22 protein-coding genes are annotated in these 19,840 nt (G+C 72.2%); 15 read left to right on the forward strand and 7 right to left on the reverse strand.

The genetic code is table 11. The features are described 5' to 3' along the window. Positions 1–52: 52 nt before the first annotated feature. The 3 genes from KXC43_RS02940 to KXC43_RS02950 all read right to left on the reverse strand — a co-directional run bounded on the left by KXC43_RS02940 (position 53) and on the right by KXC43_RS02950 (position 4,019). Complete coding sequence (locus KXC43_RS02940; RefSeq protein WP_221374282.1) at positions 53–982, reverse strand: diacylglycerol/lipid kinase family protein; 930 nt, start codon at positions 980–982, stop codon at positions 53–55. A gap of 10 nt (positions 983–992) precedes the next feature. Continuing rightward, positions 993–2,561 (reverse strand): alkaline phosphatase D family protein, encoded by a 1,569-nt coding sequence (locus tag KXC43_RS02945; RefSeq protein WP_221374283.1) that lies wholly within the window; start codon positions 2,559–2,561, stop codon positions 993–995. Positions 2,562–2,765: 204 nt separating this feature from the next. After that, positions 2,766–4,019 (reverse strand): pyridoxal phosphate-dependent aminotransferase, encoded by a 1,254-nt coding sequence (locus KXC43_RS02950; RefSeq protein ID WP_221374284.1) that lies wholly within the window; start codon positions 4,017–4,019, stop codon positions 2,766–2,768. A 295-nt stretch (positions 4,020–4,314) separates the two neighbouring features. On the opposite strand from KXC43_RS02950, the gene KXC43_RS02955 reads away from it, so the two are divergent. The 4 genes from KXC43_RS02955 to egtD are packed head-to-tail and all read left to right on the forward strand — an operon-like array spanning position 4,315 to position 8,553. Continuing rightward, positions 4,315–5,508 (forward strand): glutamate-cysteine ligase family protein, encoded by a 1,194-nt coding sequence (locus KXC43_RS02955; protein ID WP_255643329.1) that lies wholly within the window; start codon positions 4,315–4,317, stop codon positions 5,506–5,508. After that, positions 5,505–6,806 (forward strand): ergothioneine biosynthesis protein EgtB, encoded by a 1,302-nt coding sequence (egtB, locus tag KXC43_RS02960; RefSeq protein ID WP_221374285.1) that lies wholly within the window; start codon positions 5,505–5,507, stop codon positions 6,804–6,806. The genes KXC43_RS02955 and egtB overlap by 4 nt, the downstream gene beginning before the upstream one ends. Then, the gene (egtC, locus tag KXC43_RS02965; protein WP_221374286.1) at positions 6,806–7,597 is read left to right on the forward strand and encodes an ergothioneine biosynthesis protein EgtC; all 792 of its coding nucleotides are present in this window, start codon (positions 6,806–6,808) and stop codon (positions 7,595–7,597) included. The genes egtB and egtC overlap by 1 nt, the downstream gene beginning before the upstream one ends. Next, positions 7,594–8,553: an L-histidine N(alpha)-methyltransferase gene (gene egtD / locus KXC43_RS02970; RefSeq protein WP_221374287.1), complete on the forward strand. Its 960-nt coding sequence runs from the start codon at positions 7,594–7,596 to the stop codon at positions 8,551–8,553. The genes egtC and egtD overlap by 4 nt, the downstream gene beginning before the upstream one ends. A gap of 94 nt (positions 8,554–8,647) precedes the next feature. On the opposite strand, the gene KXC43_RS02975 is transcribed toward egtD, so the two are convergent. Beyond that, positions 8,648–9,919, reverse strand: coding sequence for a delta-60 repeat domain-containing protein (locus KXC43_RS02975; protein WP_221374288.1), 1,272 nt, complete (start codon positions 9,917–9,919; stop codon positions 8,648–8,650). A 269-nt stretch (positions 9,920–10,188) separates the two neighbouring features. On the opposite strand from KXC43_RS02975, the gene KXC43_RS02980 reads away from it, so the two are divergent. After that, positions 10,189–11,142: a cyclase family protein gene (locus tag KXC43_RS02980; RefSeq protein ID WP_255643330.1), complete on the forward strand. Its 954-nt coding sequence runs from the start codon at positions 10,189–10,191 to the stop codon at positions 11,140–11,142. Between the two features lie 12 nt (positions 11,143–11,154). Here the strand turns inward: KXC43_RS02980 and KXC43_RS02985 are convergent, their stop codons facing one another. Then, a complete protein-coding gene (locus tag KXC43_RS02985; protein ID WP_221374289.1) occupies positions 11,155–11,553 on the reverse strand; it encodes an HIT family protein in 399 nt (132 codons plus the stop codon). A gap of 62 nt (positions 11,554–11,615) precedes the next feature. On the opposite strand from KXC43_RS02985, the gene KXC43_RS02990 reads away from it, so the two are divergent. After that, a complete protein-coding gene (locus tag KXC43_RS02990) occupies positions 11,616–13,052 on the forward strand; it encodes a nitroreductase family protein (RefSeq protein WP_308128939.1) in 1,437 nt (478 codons plus the stop codon). Here the strand turns inward: KXC43_RS02990 and KXC43_RS02995 are convergent. Further along, positions 13,030–13,470 (reverse strand): diguanylate cyclase domain-containing protein, encoded by a 441-nt coding sequence (locus KXC43_RS02995; RefSeq protein ID WP_221374290.1) that lies wholly within the window; start codon positions 13,468–13,470, stop codon positions 13,030–13,032. The two genes, KXC43_RS02990 and KXC43_RS02995, sit on opposite strands and share 23 nt — an antisense overlap. 124 nt (positions 13,471–13,594) lie before the next feature. Here KXC43_RS02995 and KXC43_RS03000 point away from each other — a divergent pair, with 124 nt between their 5' ends. Genes KXC43_RS03000 through KXC43_RS03025 form a run of 6 tightly spaced genes read left to right on the forward strand, consistent with a single transcriptional unit; the run spans position 13,595 to position 18,010 of the window. Further along, positions 13,595–14,062, forward strand: coding sequence for a hypothetical protein (locus KXC43_RS03000; protein ID WP_221374291.1), 468 nt, complete (start codon positions 13,595–13,597; stop codon positions 14,060–14,062). A 32-nt stretch (positions 14,063–14,094) separates the two neighbouring features. Next, on the forward strand, positions 14,095–14,787 hold the full coding sequence (locus KXC43_RS03005) for a PIG-L deacetylase family protein (protein ID WP_221374292.1): 693 nt from the start codon (positions 14,095–14,097) through the stop codon (positions 14,785–14,787). A gap of 10 nt (positions 14,788–14,797) precedes the next feature. Next, on the forward strand, positions 14,798–15,625 hold the full coding sequence (locus tag KXC43_RS03010; RefSeq protein ID WP_255643331.1) for an isocitrate lyase/PEP mutase family protein: 828 nt from the start codon (positions 14,798–14,800) through the stop codon (positions 15,623–15,625). Continuing rightward, a complete protein-coding gene (locus KXC43_RS03015) occupies positions 15,622–16,356 on the forward strand; it encodes a 3-keto-5-aminohexanoate cleavage protein (RefSeq protein WP_255643332.1) in 735 nt (244 codons plus the stop codon). The genes KXC43_RS03010 and KXC43_RS03015 overlap by 4 nt, the downstream gene beginning before the upstream one ends. A 25-nt stretch (positions 16,357–16,381) precedes the next feature. Continuing rightward, on the forward strand, positions 16,382–17,377 hold the full coding sequence (locus KXC43_RS03020) for a hypothetical protein (RefSeq protein WP_221374294.1): 996 nt from the start codon (positions 16,382–16,384) through the stop codon (positions 17,375–17,377). Between the two features lie 9 nt (positions 17,378–17,386). Further along, positions 17,387–18,010, forward strand: coding sequence for a maleylpyruvate isomerase family mycothiol-dependent enzyme (locus KXC43_RS03025; RefSeq protein ID WP_221374295.1), 624 nt, complete (start codon positions 17,387–17,389; stop codon positions 18,008–18,010). Here the strand turns inward: KXC43_RS03025 and KXC43_RS03030 are convergent. After that, a complete protein-coding gene (locus KXC43_RS03030) occupies positions 17,992–18,447 on the reverse strand; it encodes a hypothetical protein (protein WP_221374296.1) in 456 nt (151 codons plus the stop codon). The genes KXC43_RS03025 and KXC43_RS03030 overlap by 19 nt on opposite strands. A 126-nt stretch (positions 18,448–18,573) precedes the next feature. Between KXC43_RS03030 and KXC43_RS03035 the strand changes: the two genes are divergently transcribed. The 3 genes from KXC43_RS03035 (at position 18,574) to KXC43_RS03045 (ending at position 19,703) form a co-directional block, all read left to right on the forward strand. Beyond that, positions 18,574–18,918 carry a GNAT family N-acetyltransferase gene (locus tag KXC43_RS03035; RefSeq protein ID WP_308128940.1) on the forward strand — a complete coding sequence of 115 codons (345 nt, stop codon included), beginning with the start codon at positions 18,574–18,576 and terminating at the stop codon, positions 18,916–18,918. Between the two features lie 86 nt (positions 18,919–19,004). After that, positions 19,005–19,358, forward strand: a complete 354-nt coding sequence (locus tag KXC43_RS03040) for a helix-turn-helix domain-containing protein (protein ID WP_221374298.1) — start codon at positions 19,005–19,007, stop codon at positions 19,356–19,358. A gap of 111 nt (positions 19,359–19,469) precedes the next feature. Beyond that, positions 19,470–19,703 carry a hypothetical protein gene (locus KXC43_RS03045; RefSeq protein WP_221374299.1) on the forward strand — a complete coding sequence of 78 codons (234 nt, stop codon included), beginning with the start codon at positions 19,470–19,472 and terminating at the stop codon, positions 19,701–19,703. Positions 19,704–19,840 lie beyond the last annotated feature (137 nt).

Below are 19,840 nucleotides of genomic sequence, written 5' to 3' on the forward strand. Positions count from 1 at the left end.
GCCCCCCGTGCCGAGTCTGTGCAGTCGTGCCGGAATTAATTTTCCCGGCCGGTCAGCGGTCCGGCGCATCGACGGGCGCCATCACCCGCAGCGCGTTGGCGGCCAGGCCGATCCGCATCGGCGTGCTGCCGGCGGGCTCGCCGTCGACCTCGACGCGGGCCGGGCGGTCGGTCTCGAGCCACAGCTCGTCGACCGCGAGGAACGGTTCTTCCCGCAGCGTGCGCGAGGGGCCCCGGGCCGCGTTGCGCGCAGTCTCGACGAGCAGCTCACGCCGCGAGGGGCCGCCGACCGTGTACGCCACCAGGAGCCGGTCGTCGGCGTCGGCGTCGCCCGCGATGGGGCGCCCGGCGTGGTGGCCGCCGTTGGCGACGTACACCTGGTGGCTCCGGAAGTCGTGGCTGCGGCCGGCCGTCCGTACGGTGATGCGCAGTGGCTCGTGCCTGGTGAGCAGCCCCAGCGCGGTGAGCGGGTAGGCGTAGCGGCCGAGCAGGCGCTTGAGCGGCCGCGGCGCCTTGAGCATCACCTCGGCCGACAACCCCACCCCGACGTGGTTGGTGAACGGCTCGTCGCCCGCCAGCCCGAGGTCGAGGTCGATCACCTTGCCCTTCACCAGCACCTCGACCGCCTCGCCGAGGTCGAGCGGGGTGTGGGCGGTGCGCGCGAAGTTGTTCGTGGTGCCCAGGGGAAGCAGCCCGAGCGCGGCGTCCTGGTGGGCCAGCAGCCGGGCCGCGGTGCTGATCGTGCCGTCGCCGCCGCCCGCGATGAGCAGGTCGGGCTGCTTGGCCAGACCCTCGGCGAGGATGTGGGGCAGCTGCCGGGGCCGGTCGACCGCGCACGCGCCGAGCAGCGTGAACCCCGCCTCGATCAGGCGGTCGCGCGCGGCCTCGTAGAGCAGCCGCCCGCGGCGCGAGTGAGTGTTGACCACCAGCACCGCGCGCTTGTCGTCGCGGATGTCCTCGGTCAACTGCTCCTTCGTGCGCATCCCGTCGACTTTATCGGGTCAGGACGTTGGTCCCCGCCTCGACGGTCCACGACGAGCTCGTGGTGACCGGTGTCTCGCGGACGTCGATGGTGTCGACCGTGCGCACGTCGGTGTGCCAGGCGCCCCCGGTGACCAGGCAGCGCAGGTAGCCGCGCCGGGAGCCGTCGAAGTAGCGCACGTGCGGGTTGAGCGTCGGGTTGACCTGTTTGAGCGGCGCGTCGAAGGCGATCGGGAAGTCGGAGCTGACCGAGGTCGCGGTGAACTCGACGGCGACCGGCTTCAGCTCGGGCCGGTCGAAGTCGGTGCGCAGCTCGGAGAACCAGGTCGAGTGGATGTCGCCGGCCAGGATCACCGGGTTCTCGACCCGCTTGTCAGCCAGGTAGTTGAGGAACCGGGCGCGCTGCGGCGCGTAGCCGTCCCACTGGTCGAGGTTGGCGACGATCGGCGGCACCGGGGCGCCGGTCGGATTGGGGAACTTGATCCGGCTCATCATCACCTGCTGGGCGACGACGTTCCAGCGGGCCGGCGAGTGGTCGAGCCCGGCCCTCAGCCAGCTTTCCTGGTGTTCGCCGGTGAGCGTGCCGGTGTTGGTCTCGCCGGCCGCGGCCAGGCCGAAGTCGCCGGGGAAGCCGCCGGGCTGATCGCTGCGGTACTGGCGGGTGTCGAGCACGTTGAGGCGCAGCAGCCGGCCGAAGTCGAACCGGCGGAAGATGCGCAGGTCGGCCCGCCCCGGGCGCAGGTCGGCCCGGATCGGCATGTGCTCGTAGTAGGCCTGGTAGGCGGCGGCGCGCTGGCGGGTGAACTGGGCGAGCGTCTGGCGCTTGGCGCCCGTGTCGTCGATCTCGTCGATCAGGCCGGCGTAGTTGTTCTCGGTCTCGTGGTCGTCCCAGGTGACGATCCACGGGAACGCGGCGTGGGCCGCCTGCAGCGCCGGGTCGGTCTTGTACTGCGCGTGGCGGGCCCGGTAGTCGTCGAGCGTGACCAGCTGGTCGATCCCGGGAGTGGCCGGCGTGGTGTGACGGCGGTCGGCGAAGCGGCTGCTCGGGTCGTACTCGTAGATGTAGTCGCCCAGATGCACGACCACGTCGAGGTCCTCGGCGGCCAGCCCCCAGTAGGCCGGCCAGTAGCCGTTCTGGAAGTCCTGGCAGTTCACGACGCCGAAGCGCAGCGTCCCGGCGGGACCGGCGGTCTTCGTCCGGCCGGTCGGGCTGATCCGGCCGAGCGCGCGGAACCGGTAGAAGTACTCGTGGCCGTCGTCGAGGCCGCGGGCGTCGACGTGCACCGAGTGGGCGAGCTCGGGCCGGGCGATCGTGCGGCCGTGCCGGACGATCCGGCGGAACCGCTCGTCCTTGGCGACCTGCCACTCCACCTCGACCGGGCGGCGCAGGCCGTCCCGGATCAACCGCGTCCAGAGAATGACGGCGTGGGGTAGCGGGTCGCCGCTGGCCACGCCGAGCGGGAAGAGGCTGCCGCCCCCGTGTGCCTGGGCGGCCTCTGCGTAGGCTTGCTCGGCCGGCGGCAGGGCCGCGACCCCGGCCGCCACGGCGGCACCGGACAGTAGCTGACGGCGGGTGGGCATCGGCGCCTCCTCAGCGGACGTTCATCGACGGTCACCCTTGCGGCGGCTCATGGCAAGGGTGCGACGGCGTGGCGACACTCGGGTGACGCGAAGATGACTGTCGATCGATCACGGCGGTCGACGCGCAGCGGTCATTTGCGGCGTCGCCGGGGACTCCTCGGCCGGCGGGACCGGGCCCACCTGTGCGGCCGGCGCACCAGGCAGCTACGCATTGGCGGCACGACGGGCCGTGTACTCGCCCGAACGTCGCGACGGGTACTGGATGAGGTTGTCGGGGGCTTCCTCGCGCGGGGTCTCCCAGCCGCGGCGGGGCTCGGCCGGTTCCTCGTACGAGCGCACCCGGAACTGACGGCCGTAGTCCATCATGCCGTCGATGAGGCGGTCGACGTCGCGCGCGGGACGCACCACGAGACGCATGAACTGGCTGGTCATGCCCAGCTTGTTGCCGCACTCGCGGGTGTAGACGCCGTGGTTGGCCACGAGGTGGTCGCGCAGCGCCGTACCGGACCACTCGGTGGGCAGCTTGACCAGGATGAAGTTGCCCTGCGAGGGGAAGACGGTCAGGCCCGGGATGCGGGCCAGCTCGCCCGCCATGGCCCGGCGGTCGCGGCTGAGCAGGCGCAGGCTGTCCTCGTACTCGTCCTCGTGCTCCTGGATCATGAAGACGACCTTCTCGGCCAGCGAGTTGAGGTTCCACTTGGGCAGCGCCTTGCCGATCTTGCCGGCGATGGCCGGATTCGCCATCAGGTAGCCGAAGCGGATGCCGTGCAGGCCGAAGTTCTTGCCGAGGCTCTTGAGCACGATCGCGTTGGACCGGATGACCGCGTCCGGGCCGACCGACGGGTACTGTTCCAGGTCGGAGAAGTCGATGAACGACTCGTCGATGATGACCAGGTCGAGGTCGCCGAGCATGTCCATGAAGCGGATGACGTCGCGGCGGGGCAGGTAGCAGCCGTCGGGGTTGTTCACGTTGCACACCACGGCGACGCGCGAGCCACGGTCGCGGATGAACCGCACGTAGTCGTCGAGGTTGAGCCGGAAGCCGTCCCGTTCCTGGAGCGGGAACATGTCGACCCGCTTGCCGGTCTCGAGCGGCTGGTCGGTCCAGCGGCCGAAGGTCGGGATCGGGATGGCCACGCTCTCCTTGATGAGCAGGTGGTCGATCCAGGTGATCAGCTCGGTCGAGCCGTTGGCCATGGCCACGGTCTGCGGGTGCAGGCCGAGCACGCTGCACAGCTTCTTGGTGATGCTGGACGAGTCGCTCGGGTAGTACTTCAGGATGTTCTTCAGGTCGCGGCTGAGCTCGTCGAACATCTCCGGCGTCGGGAAGTACGGGTTGCAGGGGATACAAAAGTCCACGATCTCGACGCCCTCGCCCGCGCTGCGGGAAAGGTCGAAGTAGGACGCGCTGTGGGCGCCCTTGTGCAGGATCGAGGTGTCGATTCCGGTCCCCGCCATCGAGACTCCTTAACTCCACCGGTGTGCGCGCCACTCCGCCGGGACGCGCGACAGAAGGTACGAAGGGTGTCGATGAAGGGTTCAGGATTCTCCAAGGAATCAACGTTTCCGCAGGTGGGTGCCGGTTTCGTGACCTTAAGCGGCGCTTAACCGAATCCCTTGATCAAGTGAAACGCTTCCCATTTTTGGTGACCCAGATCACTGTCAGGGGAATTCCCAGCGTGTCGGCGGTACACGTTGGACCGGCCACCGGGCCGCCGGAAAAATGTCGGACCCCGGCCGTAAGTTCGGGCTCATGACCAACAGCATGCGGTTGCTGGCGGAAGGTGACGCCGACCCGGCGGCCGTCCTCCGCACCCAGAGCGAGGTAGAGGCGCGCATCCGTGCCATCTGCTTCAAGACCGGCCCCCCGGCGCTGATCGGCGCCGAACTGGAATGGACGGTGCACAACATCGCGGCGCCCGAGGCGCCGCTGGCCGTCGAGACGCTGCGGCAGGCGCTCGGCCGGCACACTCCAGCCACCCTCGGCTCGTCCCACCCGCCGCATCCCCTCCCCGCCGGCGGCACGATCAGCATCGAGCCCGGCGGCCAGGTCGAGATCTCGTCCGCCCCCTTCCCCACCCTGAGCGCGCTGCACGCGGCGGTCTCCGCCGACCTGGCTCATCTCACCGTCCTTCTCGAGGCCTCCGGCCTGTTCCTCGGCTCGCACGGCATCGACCCCCACCGCGCTCCCCGCCGCCTCGTGCGCACCCCGCGCTACGACGCCATGGAGCAGGCGTTCGACGAGCGCGGCGGCGACGGCCGCGTGATGATGTGCAGCACGGCCGGGCTCCAGGTCTGCCTCGACGCCGGCGCCGATCTGCCGCTGCGCTGGGCGGCCGTGTCGGCCCTCGGCCCGCCGCTGCTGGCCGCGTTCGGCAACTCCCGTTTCCACGCCGGTCGCGACACCGGGTTCTCCTCGGCGCGCATGGCCGCCTGGTGGGCCATGGATCCCCGGCTCACCCACCCCGTGGGCGTCTCGGCCGACCCGGCGGAAGACTGGGTGCGTTACGCGCTCGCGGCCCCGCTCACCTGCGTCCGGCGCGACGGCGACTGCTGGGACGCCCCGCCCGGCGCCACCCTGGGCGACTGGATCCGGGGCGCGCTCCCGCTGCCGCTCACCGCGGCCGACGTCGACTACCACCTGAGCACGCTGTTCCCACCCGTGCGCCCGCGCGGCTACCTCGAGGTGCGCTACCTCGACGCCCAGGCCGGCGACGACTGGTTCGCCCCGGTCGCCGTGCTCGCCACCCTGCTGGCCGATCCGGCCACCACCAGCGCCGCGCTCGACCTGGCCCTGCCCACCGCCGACCGCTGGGTCCCGGCCTGGCGGTCCGGGCTCGGCGATCCCGCGCTGCGCCGCACCGCCCACGCCGTCCTCGAGCTGGCGCAACGCCGCGGCTCGTTCGACCGCGGCGTCACCGAGACGATCGAACGGAAGCTGCGATGACGACAGAGACCGAGCGGCTGCGCGAGCGCGTCGCCGCCGAACTGCTCCGCGCCCGCGACCGCACAGTCCGGCTCACCGAGGCCGTCGACGAGGGCGACCTCGTCGCCCAGCACTCGCCGCTGATGTCCCCGCTGGTGTGGGATCTCGCCCACGTCGGCAACCAGGAAGAGCTCTGGCTCGTGCGCGACGTCGGCGGCCGCGAGCCGGTGCGCCGCGACATCGACGAGCTGTACGACGCGTTCAAGCACGCCCGCCGCGACCGCCGTGCCCTGCCGCTGCTGAACGCGGCCGAGGCCCGCCGCTACGTGGCCCAGGTGCGCGACAAGGCGCTCGACGTGCTCGACCACGCCCGCCTCGACCAGGGCCGCCGCCTGGTCGCCGACGGCTTCGCGTTCGGCATGATCGTGCAACACGAGCAGCAACACGACGAGACCATGCTCGCCACCCACCAGTTGCGTTCCGGCCCACCCGTTCTGTCAGCACCCCCACCACCTGCACCAGCGACGCCCGTCACCGGCGAAGTGCTGGTACCGGGCGGGACGTTCACCATGGGCACCGACACCGAGGTGTGGGCTCTCGACAACGAGCGTCCCGCGCATCAGGTCTTCGTGCCGAGCTTCCACATCGACCGGGCCGCGGTGACCAACGCCGACTACGCCGCGTTCATGGACGCCGGGGGCTACGACGACCCGCGCTGGTGGAGCTCGCCGGGCTGGAATCACCGGCAGGAGGCCGGGCTGGTGGCGCCCGCCCACTGGCGGCGCGACGGCCAGGGCTGGGCGGCCACCACGTTCGGCCGCACGGAACCGATCGTGCCCGACGAGCCGGTGGTCCACGTCGGCTTCCACGAGGCGTCGGCGTACGCGACGTGGGCCGGCAAGAGGCTGCCGACCGAGGCCGAGTGGGAAAAGGCCGCCCGCTGGGATCCGGCGACCGGGCGCTCCCGCCGCTACCCCTGGGGTGACGAGTCTCCGTCGCCGCAGCACGCCAACCTCGGCCAGCTGCATCTGCGGCCCGCGGCCGCGGGTGCGTTCCCGGCCGGGGCGTCGCCGCTCGGGGTGCATCAGCTGATCGGCGACGTGTGGGAATGGACGTCGAGCGACTTTCACGGCTATCCCGGCTTCGCCGCGTTCCCCTACCGCGAATACTCCGAGGTGTTCTTCGGCCCCGACTACAAGGTGCTGCGCGGCGGCTCGTTCGGCACCGACCGGTCGGCCGTGCGGGGCACGTTCCGCAACTGGGACTATCCGATCCGGCGGCAGATCTTCACCGGATTCCGCTGCGCGCGGGACGCCTGATGTGCCGTCACCTGGCCTACGTGGGCCCGCCGATACCGTTGTCCCGCCTGCTCTTCGAGCCCCCGCACTCGCTGTCGCACCAGTCGTGGGCGCCCCACGACATGCGCGGCGGCGGCACGATCAACGCGGACGGTTTCGGCGTCGGCTGGCACACGACCGACGGCCCGGTGCGTTACCGCCGGGCCGGCCCGCTGTGGAGCGACCCTGATCTGCCGGCGCTGGCCCGCTCGGTCCGCTCGGGCGGGGTGCTGGCCGCCGTCCGCAGCGCCACCGTGGACATGCCGGTGACCCCGTTCGCGGCCGCGCCGTTCAACGAGGGCCCCTGGTTCTTCAGCCACAACGGCGTCGTGGCGGGTTGGCCCGCCTCGGTCGAGAAGGCGGCCGCCGCGCTACCGCTCAACGATCTGCTGACGCTCGACGCACCCACCGACTCGGCGCTGTTGTGGGCGCTGGTCCGCGACCAGCTGCGGCGCGGCTCGGGTTTGTTCGAGGCGGTGGCCGACACAGTGTCAACGGTCGCCGCGGCGGCCCCCGGCTCCCGGCTCAACCTGCTGCTCACCGACGGCACGACGGTGGTGGCGAGCACGGTGGGTCACGCCCTGTCCGTCCGCGCCGACGAGCATTCGGTGCTGGTCAGCTCCGAGCCGCTCGACGCCGACCCGTCCTGGCGCCCCGTCCCCGACGGCACGATCCTGGTCGCCACCCCCGGAAGCCTCGAACAGATCCCCCTCAGCGGGAGCCAGCCTGCCCGGGCGATTCACGCCGGGCCCACCACGCGGGGAGAAGCATGACCGTCCCTCTCGAAGTCCATCTCGACGCCGGCGACCAGGAGCGTGCGCTGCGCGCCGATGTGATCGCCGGCCTCACCGCGACTCCCAAGTGGCTGCCGCCGAAATGGTTCTACGACGCGCGCGGCAGCGAACTGTTCGAGCAGATCACCGAACTGCCCGAGTACTACCCGACCCGGGCCGAGCGGGCGATCCTCACCGAGCGGGCCGCGCAGATCGCCCGGCTCACCGGCGCGCGCACGCTGATCGAGCTCGGCTCCGGCTATTCCACCAAGACGCGCCTGCTGCTCGAGGCGCTGCACCCCGCTCTGTTCGTGCCGATGGATGTCTCCCCCACCGCGCTCGAGGCGGCCGCCGCCCAGATAGCCACGGACTTCCCCGCGCTGCCCGTGCGGGGCATCGTCGGCGACATCACGCGGCACCTCGACTCCCTGCCCGATGCCTCCGGCCGCCTGATCGCCTTCCTGGGCGGCACGATCGGCAACTTCGAACCGGCCGACCGGGCGCGCTTCCTGGCCGACGTGCGCGGGGTGCTCCGCCCCGGCGAGCATCTGCTGCTCGGCACCGACCTGGTGAAGAGCCCGCGAGTGCTGGTGCCGGCCTACGACGACGCGGCCGGCGTCACGGCCGAGTTCGACAAGAACGTGCTCCGCGTCCTCAACCACCACCTGCAGGCCGATTTCGACGTCGACGGCTTCGCCCACGTGGCCCTCTGGAACGCCGACCACGAGTGGATCGAGATGCGCCTGCGTGCCCGCTGGCCCATGCGCGTCACGATCCCCGCGGTCGACCTGGTGATCGAACTGGCCTCCGGCGAAGAGATCCGCACCGAGATCTCGGCCAAGTTCCGCCGCGAGGGCGTCGACAAGGAGCTGACCGAGGCCGGCTTCACCCTCGATCAGTGGTGGACCGACCCCGAGGCCCGTTTCGCCCTCTCCCTGGCTCACGCCACGCCCTGACCCGACCAACCCGGCCCAGCGCGGGCGCTCCGAGACGGCGGCCTGGCGGGGTCGCCGCCTCGGAGCGGGTCGGGTGGGTGCGTTGGACGTGTGGCTACGGGAGGTAGCGGACCAGGGCGAAGGCGTCGCCGCCCTGGACTCCGCCGCTGCCGCCGATCAGGAGGCGGCCGTCGGGCTGGATCTTCAGGACATTGCCGCGGTCGTCGCCGCCCAGGTCGGTGGTCACCAGGCCGCGGGTGCCGAAGGCCGGGTCGAGGGTGCCGTCGGCGCGGTACTGGGCCACGGCGATGTCGCTGCCGATCGAGCCGGTGGCCGTGATGCGGCCGTTGGGGCGGAGCACCGGCGACGTGGTGGGGCCCGCGACGTACGTGAAGCCGTTGCGGCCCAGCGAACGGTCCGGCTTGCCGTTGGGCAGGTAGCGCAGCATGCCGTCGCGGCGGATGTCGTCCTTCTGGGTCCAGACGGTCTGCAGAATCCGGCCGTCCCGTCCGACGGCCAGGCCGGCCGAGCCGTCGATGGCCTGGGGGCCGGTCAGGTCGCGGACCACCCGGCCGCCGGAGCCGAACGACGTGTCGAGCCGGCCGCGTGGCGTGAAGCGGGCCACCAGCACGTCGGCGGTGGGTTCGGGCAGCGTGCTCCAGTAGCTGCTGGCGCCGGCCACGACGATGTCGCCGCCGGGAGCGAGGGCGATGGTGGTGACCGACTCGAACTCGTTCGGACCCAGGTCGGCGCGGACCACGCCGCCGGTGCCGAACGTGGGGTCGGCGGCCCCGCTGGGCAGCAGGCGCAGCAGAACGGGCGGGACGCTGCCGTCGTCGGTCGCGGCGCTCACGCCCAGCAGAATCTTGCCGTCCGGCTGCTGCACCAGGCCCGCGGGCCGGGTGCCGTGGACGGCGTCGCCGAGCGCCGGGAAGAGCCGGCCGTCGGCGCCGAACGAGGGGTCGATGCTGCCGTCGGCGAGGTACCGAACGAGCGCCAGCTGCGAGAACCCAGATCGCGAGACCGTCCCCGCGACCAGGATGCGGCCGCCCGGCTGCAGCGTCACCGCGATCGGGTCGTCCCAGTACGAATCGGGGTCGACATCGGTGACGACCACCCCGAACGTGCCGAACGAGTCGTCGAGCGCGCCGTTCGGCAGGCGCCGCTCGATCAGGAAGTAGCCCTCGTTGCCGTTGCCGACCGCGATGATTTTGCCGTCGGGCTGCAGGGCGACGTCACGCACGTAGTCACCGCCGCCGTAGTCGGCCGTGACCCAGCCGCCCGAACCGAACGACGGGTCGAGCACGGGCCCGCGCGCCGCGGCACCAGCCGGCGCCGCCAGTGCCCCGGCGATCAGCACTCCGGTCAGCAAACTCCGCACGAGCATGGCGACCACCTCCCGTCCGCGTGGTCCACCGTGGACCAGCGGCGTCACGCCGTAGTCTCACCCGCTCAGCGGTCCGCGTGCCCGCCCGTCCCCACGATCCGCCAACAACGTCATTGCCTCCATTCCGCCGGCAGCAGGGCCGACATGGATGCCGCGCACAGGGTGGGGTAGCAAGGGACGCGTCGGCGTGTGTGGTCAGCGGCGCCCCGGCGGCGGGCTAACCTACCGGCGATGCCTCGAACCGTGTGACCGAAGGAGCCGATGCCGGGATGACGGCCGCGCGATCCGTGCCCCCGCAGGACGACGTGCTCGGCTACTTCGGCACGCTGTCGAACTGGGGCCGGTGGGGCGACGACGACGAGCTCGGAACCCTGAACCACATCACCGACGGCGTCCGGCTGGCGGCGGCGCGGGCCGTGCGCCACGGTCGCAGCGTCTCGTGCGCGTGGGAGCTTGCCGCACCCGGCGACATGGAGCGGTCGACGACGACGTGCCCGTGCGCCGCCGACATGCCGGGCGCCGAGAACATGCCGCCCGCCTTCCACGCCGACCGGCACTGGGGCTTCTCCTCGGAACGCCTGGGCATCACGTTCCACGGCAACACCCTCACCCACCTCGACTCGCCCTGCCACATCTTCTGGGACGGCCGGATGTACAACGGCCGGTCCCACGAGCTGGTCGAGGCCGCGACCGGATCGGCGTGGGGCGCCGTCACGGCCGCAGCGAACGGAATCGTCACGCGCGGCGTCCTGCTGGACATCGCACGGGTCCGCGACGTTCCGTGGCTGGAGCCGGGCCAGGGCGTGTTTCCCGGCGATCTGGACGAGGCCGAACGTCGCCAGGGCGTCCAGGTGCGCCCCGGCGACGCGGTGCTCCTGCGGACCGGCCACGCCCGCGCACGCCGCGAGGCCCGTGACACCGCCGGTTTCACCCAACCCGGCTGGCACGCGTCCTGCCTGCCGTGGCTGCGCGAGCGCGACGTCGCACTGATCGGCGCGGACTCTCCCCAGGAGGTCCAGCCGTCCGGCTACGACGACGTGTTGATGCCGGTCCACGCCGTGAGCCTCGTCGCGATGGGTCTGTGGCTGCTGGACAACTGCGACCTGGAAGCCTGCGCGGCAACCGCCGCCGAGCTCGCGCAGTGGGACTTCCAGCTCGCACTGGCCCCGCTCCGCCTGGCCGGCACCTCCGGCAGCCCCGTCAATCCGATCGCGACGTTCTGACCGGGAACTCGCTCAGTCCTCGAGCGCGGCCAGAATCCGCTTCTGATCCTCGTCCAGCCGCGTCCCGGGAACGTTCGGATCGACCCGGGCGAAGTCGAAATCGGCCATCTCCCAGGCCGGGAACACGTGAACGTGCGCGTGCGGCACCTCGAAGCCCGCGATGACCAACCCCACCCGCGGGGCCTCGTAGGCCTTCTTCAACGCCGCCCCGACCCGATGACTCACCGCCATGACGTGGCCCAGCAGCTCGGGCGACAGCTGGGTCCAGTCGTCGATCTCGTCGCGGGGCACGACCAGCGTGTGCCCGGCCGTCAGCGGGGCGATGGTGAGGAACGCGGCCACCCGGTCGTCGGTCCAGATCATCCGGCCCGGGATGTCGCCGTTGATGATCTGCGTGAAGATGGTCGCCATCGTCTGCCTCTCCGCTGAGTTCGGCCCCCACCTTAAGGCGTGCGGACTGGCAGAGTGTGGATGTGGACCTCGATTCGGGCGCCGGCCTGCTGCACGTGCTGACTTCGTACTCCCCCGGTCGCGAGTGGGACGTTCCGCCGGAAGATCCCCGGGTGCGGCAGGATCTGAAGTCGAACGATCCCGAGACGCTCCCGCCTCAGGTCAAGCGGTACCCGGACGGGCTGCCCACCCTGCCTCTGCCTCGGGATCTTCCGGATCCCGGGGTGCCGGCGTCCGCCGTACTGTCGGGAATGGTCTCGCCGCCGCAGCCGCTCGATGCCGCCCAGTTGGGTCGCGTGCTCTTCCTCGGCGCCGGCGTGGTCCGCACCTCCGACCGCAACGGGCGCTCCTGGCTCTTCCGTGCTTCCGGCTCGGCCGGGGCGCGATTCCCGCTGGAGGTGTACGCGGTGACGCGCGGGGTGGCCGGGGTCGAGGACGGCGTTCACTGGTACGACCCGGTGGCGCACTCGCTCGTACAGGTCGGGCCGGCGACGGGCGGCGACGCGACCACCCTGGTGGTCACCGGCGTTCCGTGGCGGACAGGGTGGCGCTACCGCGAGCGGGGTTTCCGGCACCTCTACTGGGACGCGGGCACCCTGTTGTCCCAGCTCGAGGCGGCGGCCGCGTCGGCCGGGCTCGATCCGCGCCTGCGCACCGGCTTTCCCGACGACGCGGTCCGTGATCTGGTCGGGGCCGACGGCGTGCACGAGTTCCCCCTGGCGTTGCTGACGTTCGGGGCGGGCGCTCCCGCGATCGAGGCGACGGGGGCGGCTGCGCCCGGTGAGCTGCCGCCGGTCGAGTTCCCGCTGGTGACGGCGGCGCAGCGGGCCGGCGACGGCACGGTTCTGGGTGAGCCGTGGCCGGTCGGTGACGAGGTGGCGGCACCCGGGACCGCCGAGACGGTCGACGGCGTGGTTCGCCGGCGGGGGTCGCAGCGGCGCATGGACCGGTCGCAGTCGCTGCCCCGGGAGGCTCTGGACTGGCCGATGGCGGCCGCCCTGCGGGGCATCGACGTGCCGCACTGGGTGGCCGTGCACGCCGTGGAGGGCGTCGAGCCGGGCATCTACCGCTGGCCGGATCTGGGCGACCCGATCGCGACGGGTGACCTGCGTTCGGAGTTGGTGCGGGTGTCGCTCGGCCAGTCGCTGTCGGGCGAGGCGGCGTACGTGGTGATCGCGGCCGTGCGGGCCGGGAGCCTGGACGACCGCGGCTACCGGGCCGCGCAGCTCGCGGCGGGGCTGGTCGAGGGGAGGCTGCACCTGGCCGCGTACGCCGTGGGGGCGAGCGCGACCGGCATGACGTTCCTGGATTCCGAGGTGCCCGCGCTGCTGCACGAGCCCGGCGATCTGGTCACGCTGCTGTTCACGTGCGTCGGCGTGCCCGAGTACAAGGCGCGGGCCGGTGGCCGGCCCGGCGCGCCGGTCGACGTGCGCGCGGTCATGCCGCGAATGGTGGACTGACTTCCTGCCACACGGCCCAGCGGGTCTGCGGGCCGACCTGCTGGGCGCGGCGCATGGCCTTCCGGGCCCGGTCGACGAGTTCGTCGTGGGTCAGCTCGCCCGGGGCCGAGACGGCGACGCCGATGGCCGCGGCCAGCGGCACCAGCCGGCCGCCGGCGATGACCGGGCTCAGCGCCGAGGCGATGCCGCCGGCCACGTCGTACGCCTGCTCGGCAAAGGCCAGATCCGGCAGCAGCACCGCGAACTCGTCGGCACCGAGCCGGCACAGCCGGCCCGACGGCGGGACGCAGCTGCCCAGGATCCGCTGGAACTGCGAGGGCACGGGCTGCACCACGTCGATCATCACGATGGCGGTGTGATGGCGGCCGGACAGGGCACGCGTCGCGGCACGGCGGAACCGCCACTTCCGGATGTCCATGGTCCCCCTCGCCACTCCGTCGATCCCGGTCTGCGCACCATCGGGTGCGGCGGAGCCGACTTGAGGGTTCGGCCGGTCCCGAAACCAGGTCGTGGGCAGCGGCGAAAGAGCGTAGTAACGCCGGATGACCGCGGATCTCAGCGCCCGGTACGTGCCATGGATCTGGTGCCGGGCCGTGCTGCATCGCGGGTGGTGGCTGGTCACGGTCCCGGCCGTTCTCCTCCGCGCCGAGCGGGCTCAGCTCACCGGGACGGTCGCCGGTCTGGCCGCGCTGGGCGGCCTGGCATGGATCATCGGCCGCAGCCCGGCGATGATGCCGGCGGGGGCGGCCATGCTGGTCCTGGGTCTCGGGATCTATCCCCTTTGGGTCAACGGCCAGGCCACTGCGGCCGTACGGGCCACGGTCCACTCGCTGCTGGCCCAGGTCGACTACGTGGGGACGATCGGCTGTGGGCCGGCCGTGGCGGTGGTCGCGGACCGGGCCGGTTTCCCAGGTGCGTTGGCGGTGTGTGCCGCGCTGCCGGTGGCAGCCGTCGTCCTGGTCCGGCGCTCCGCAAGCGGTTGGCAAGGGAACCGCAAGCGGCGTCGCTGATGCTCATCGCGACCGGAGGAGGGACGAGAAGCATGTTCGACGTTGGCGAGCTGGGCACGATCCTGGGCATCTGGGCGCATCCGGACGACGAGGCGTATCTGTCGGGCGGGATCATGGCGATGGCGGCCGCCCGCGGGCAGCGGGTGGTGTGCGTGACGGCCACCTGTGGGGAGCTGGCCGGCGCGGCGGCCGCGCGGCGGCGGGAACTCGACCGCTGCCTCGGGGTTTTAGGGGTGGGCGAGCATCACTGGCTCGACTACCCGGACGGCGGCTGCGCCGGGGTGCCGGTGGCGGAGGCGGTCGGCAAGCTTGCGGCGCTGATCGGCGAGGTCCGGCCGGACACCGTGCTGACCTTCGGGCCGGACGGCAACACCGGGCACGCGGACCATCGTACGGTCGCGGTCTGGGCCGCCGCCGCGTTCGACCTGGCCGCTCCGGCGGGTGCACGACTGTTGCAAAGTGCGGTCGGCGAGCGCTGGGCCCGGCGCTGGGCGCCCCTGAACGAGGGGCTGAACGTCTTCTACCCGGGCTACCCGGTGCTGGTCCCGGACGACGACCTCGCGATCGACCTGGTGCTCGACCCGGACACGACCGATCTCAAGGTCCGGGCCCTGGCCGCCCAGCGGAGCCAGACGGCGGCGCTGATCGGCGCGATGGGCCGCGAACGGTACGCCGAGTGGGTCGCGGACGAGGCCTTCGTCGAGCGCGGGCGAGGACCGCGTTAAATAGTTGTTCATGAACGCCTTTCGAGAGCTGCTCGCCGCCGCCCGTGTGACCCACGTGCCGGGGGTGCACGATCCGCTGAGCGCCACGCTGGCCGTGCAAGCGGGTCACCGGGCGGTGTATCTCTCGAAGAACGCGGTGGCCGCGGTCATGATGGGACGGCCGGACGTCGACTACGTGCCGGCCACTCAGATCGCCGACCGGGCGGCCACCCTCGGGCCGGTGCTCGACGGGGTGCCGCTGATGGCCGACGCGGGGGCCGGCTTCGACACCGCGCAGGACGCCGCGTGGACGGCCCTGGCCTATCAGCGCGCCGGGGTCTCGGCGCTGGTGCTGACCGATCACGACGGCGGTCACGTCGCGGCGATGGCCCGGCAGGCGCCGGACGTCGCGGTCATCGCGCGGACCACGGCGTACGCGACGGATGGGCTCGACACGGCGGTCGAGCGCTGCCGGGCGTACGCGAAGGCGGGCGCTGACGCGGTGCTGCCGGCCGGGGTGCGTACGCCGGAGGAACTCTTCCGTCTCAAGGCCGCGCTCCCCGGCGTACCGCTGGTGTTGTCGCGCACCGAAGCCGGACCCGCCGCGCCCGCCCTGGCCGACGCGGACCTCGCGGCCCTGGGCGTACGCCTCGTCCTTTACCCGCTGGCCGCGCTGCTGGCCGCCGTCCGCGCCGCCTCGCAGGCCTACCGCGCGATCGCCGAGGACGGCACCGCCGACGACGTCGAGCGCATGCCGTGGGCCGCCTTCGCCGCGCTCTCGGCCGCCTCCGCCCCGGGCTCGTCGTCCGGCTCGCCGGGTGGCGGGGAGCGGCCGGCTTCGGCCAGTCTGGGGTCATGACCATGTTGCAGGTGACGCCGAACGGGCCCTGGGGCAAGGACGCGCACCCGGCGATGCCCGTCTCGCCGGACGAGGTCGTCGACGAGGTGCGCGAGTGTTTCGCGGCCGGAGCCACCGGCGTCCACCTGCACGTGCGCGACGAGTCGGGCGCCGAGACGCTCGACCCGGCGATCGTGAACGAGACCTGCCGGCGGGTACGCGAGGTGGCCGGCGGCCCGGTCGAGGTCGGCCTCACCACCGGCGCCTGGATCGTGCCGGAACGAGCCGACCGGATCGCGATGATCCGCGAGTGGGAGGGCGTCGACGTGGCCACCGTCAACCTGTCCGAGGCCGGGTTCGACGAGGTCATGCGGGCGCTGCTCGACGTCGGCATCGGCATCGACGTCGGCCTGTGGTCGCCGGCCGAGATGCCCGCCCTGCTGGCGTCGGGGCTGCTGCCGCGGGCGGCCCGGGTCAGCATCGAACTCGACGCCGGCGAGCCCTACTTCCTCGAGGGCCCGCCCGAGACCGTGGCCCAGCGGGTCAACGACCTGCTCGACGAGGCCGGCTCGACCTGCCCGCGGCTGACCCACGGCATGAACGACTGGACGTGGCCCCTGGTCCGCGACGCCTTCCGCCGCGGCCACGACACCCGCGTGGGCTTCGAGGACTCGCTGCTCCTGCCGGACGGCCGCACGGCCAGGTCCAACGCCGACCTCGTACGGGCGGCGGTGGCCCTCCGGACCGGATGATCAACTCTCCACTATGCTCCCCGCGGTGTCCACCACCACGCTCCGCGTCGCCCGGCCGCCCCGTCCCTGGGAGCTGTCCACCTTCGTCCTGATCGTCAGCATCATCGCCGTGGGCGGCCTCGGCATCGTAATGCTCGCCACCGATCTGGCCGGCCGGCATTTCCTCAGCACCGGCGGCGCCGACGGCATCTCGCCGTTCGTCGCCTTCGTGATCGACTACGCCTACCCGATCAGCTCGATCTACTCCGTGATCGCCATCGGCTACCTCGCGGGTTACGTCGTCTGGCGCCGGCAGACCCGGCGGGAGCTGGCCGAGCACGGTCTGGGCGACCGGCCGATGCCGTGGCACTGGACCATCGGAGTCTGGCAGATCACCCTCGTGGCGGCCTTCGTCGGCAACCTTCGACTCGGTCCGCCCGAACAGTGGTCATCGGTCACGGATGCGCTGCTGCTGGATGCTCTGCTCCACGCCGTGCGGATCACCGGGGTGACCTTCCTGCTGGTCGGCGTCATCGCGATCCGGGAGGCGGTGCGGGCGAGGTTCGCCACCAGGACCGCCCATTCGTCCGACGACCGGCCGACGGCGCTGCCCGACCGGCCGGCGGCGACGGTTGCGGCGCGGCCCCAGTCCGCCACCGATGACGAGTACTGGCAGCAGGTGCGGCGGGCGGCTTCCGGCGTACGGGCTGAACTGGCTCTGCTCGAAGCGACGCCGGCCGGGGACCGGCGCTGGCTGCTCGTGCCGGCCGACGGCGATGTGGCGGCGGTGCGGGCCGCCGTGCAACCCGGCGCGACCGTCACCGTCTTCCCCGAGCCACCGGAGGTCATCGAGACCAGAGGCTTCCGGCCGGCTCCGGCCTCCGAATATCACGGTCTGCTGGAGGACACGAAGACCGGTTCCCTGGTGTACGAGCTGGTGACCGCCCGCAAGGTCGGCGCGTTCCTGTCCCGCGCGCGCTCGGCCCGGCGCTGGGCCTTGTACCGGCCCGACGACCCGGGCGCGCTCACCGCCGACGGCTAAGATCATGCGATGCGGGACCTCTGGTCTGCCATCCATGCCGAGCGCGCGGCCCTGGCCGACGACCTGGCCGGGCTGAGCGAACAGCAGTGGCGGCAGCAGTCGCTGTGCGGCGAGTGGACCGTCGACGAGGTCGTGGCCCATCTGACGGCCGGCGCGAGCACCGGACCGCTGCGGTGGATCCGGAGCATCGTCGGCGCCCGCTTCGACGCCGACCGGCACAACCGACGCCGGCTCGAGGAACACCGGGGTGCGACTCCGTCCGAGACGCTCGACCTCTTCCGTCAGGTGGTCACCAGCACCACGGCGGCTTCGAAGCACCTGCCGGCCTGGCTGGGCGAGGTCGTGGTGCACGGCGAGGACATCCGTAAGCCGCTCGGACTGCCGCCTTCGGCGCGGGTCGAGTCGGTGACCGAGGTGGCGAGGTTCTTCGTGGCGCGCGACTTCACCGTGAACAGCCGCAAGGCCGCCCGGGGGCTGCGGCTCGAGGCGACCGACGGCCCCTTCGCCAGTGGATCGGGGCCGCTCGTCACCGGCACGACGCTGGCCATCACCATGGCCCTGGCCGGGCGCCGGGCGTACCACCCCGAACTGTCGGGACCCGGCGTCGAGATCCTTCAGGCGCGCGGCGTGTGATCGCGGGCCTCGATCGCCTTGACCGAGTTGGCGAACGCCTTGGTCAGGGCGCCCTTGCCGACCGAGCCGAGCAGCAGGCCGATCAGCTTGCCCTTGACGTTCTTACCCTCCCGGACGACAACGGCATCGACGGCGGTCGTGCCGTCGGGCCGCGGTGACAGGGTGTAGGTGTGGCCGGAGGCGCCGCCCCAGACGTTCGAGTCGACGGTCCGCATGGTGATGCGGCGGGGACTCGACCAGTCGTAGTGCAGGCGCTCCCAGACGCCGCCGGCGCCCTCGGTGACGTCGGCGCGGGTGTCGCCCTTCTCGTGCAGCACCAGGTCGGCGTCGTCGCTGTTGGCGAACAGCTGCTTGCGGCCGGGGCCGAAGTCGGTCAGGCCGGCGAGGAACTGCTCGGGGGTGGCGGTGGTGACGGCGTGCATGCGGATGGTCGGCATGGTGGTTCCCTCTCGTTGTGGCTCGTTCCAGCGTCGCCGTTCGCTGGTGCGGGTCGAGCCGGTCATCACCCTGGTCGAGTCCCTGGGGACAACGTCGGGACGCGGGCGTACGCTGCGACGCCGGTTGTGGACAAGTCGCCGCCGCATTTGACTTCGCCGCCGTATGTCCTCCTCGACGACGACGGCCGGGTGGTGGGCCGGTTCAACCTCTTCGACGTGGTCGACGGGGTGGCCGAGCTGGGATTCCGGGTCGCCGAGGCGTCGTCCGGTCGCGGTGTGGCCCGAGCGGGCGTACGGCAGGTGATCGCGCTCGCCCGGGGCGGCTACGGGCTCGTACGGCTGATCGCCGACGCCGAGATCCGCAACGGCGCGTCGCGGGCTGTCCTGCGGGCCACGGGCTTCGTGCCGGTGGGCGAGGTCGAGCGCGGCGGGCAGCCGTGCGTCCGGCACGTCCTCGACCTGTCCCCCTGAGACTTGCCGGCCCGGCCGGGGCGCGGGATCTTGGAGTTCCGGCCCACAATGGACGCCATCGCGGACGTTCGGGGGAAGGAATCGCGATGGATGCTCTGGTTGGCGAATTGCGTGGATTGCGCGGCGAGGCAGGTCTCACGCTGCGGGAACTCAGTTTGAAGGCGCACGTCAGCGACTCGTCGTTGTCCCGTTACTTCACCGGGCAGGCGCTGCCCCCGTGGGAGGTGGTGGTGACGCTGGCCGACCTCGGCGGGGGTGATCACGTCCGGTTGCGGCAGCTCTGGGAGGACGCGCGGCGGGCCCGCCGGCAGTCCCGGTGGCCCGTCGTCGCCGAGGTTGCTGCCGCACGGCCCGCCGAGCGGCGGTTCGGGCCGGTGGTGGGCGTGTGCGCGCTGGTGGCCGCGTCCGGCGCGGTCGGGTGGGCGCTCGGGCGCCGCTGACGTCCCGGGATGTTCCCGGCAGGTGTTGCCGCTGGTCCGCGCCCCGCGCCGGCGGCACGCTGGGGTCACGTCCCGGCCGGGGCGGACCTTCGATGGAACGGGGACACCATCATGAACCGATTCGCACGCCGCAGCCTGATCACGCTCGGGACGGGCACCGCGATGTTCGGCGCGGTCCTGCTCGGCGCCGGGGTGGGTGGCGCAGCCGTCGCCGGCAAGGGCGTCACGGGCACCGACACGATCGTTGCCGGCACGAACTGGGACCGCTTGCCGGCGGACTGGGCCGGGCCGACCTGGGCCGGGCCGACCGTCGTCGAACCCGCGTGCAAGTGCTCACCGATCTGATTCCGGCCGCGGTGGTCGTGGCCGGAAACTCACGGCTCAGACATACGCGGGACGTTGTCGGAACCCCATCACTGATCACGTTTCCATTGCCTCCCGCGTATGTCTCACCCATCGAGAGATGTCGTGCCCTACGGTGA

Source organism: Paractinoplanes polyasparticus (genome assembly GCF_019710575.1).
GTDB classification, from domain to species: Bacteria; Actinomycetota; Actinomycetes; order Mycobacteriales; family Micromonosporaceae; genus Actinoplanes; species Actinoplanes polyasparticus.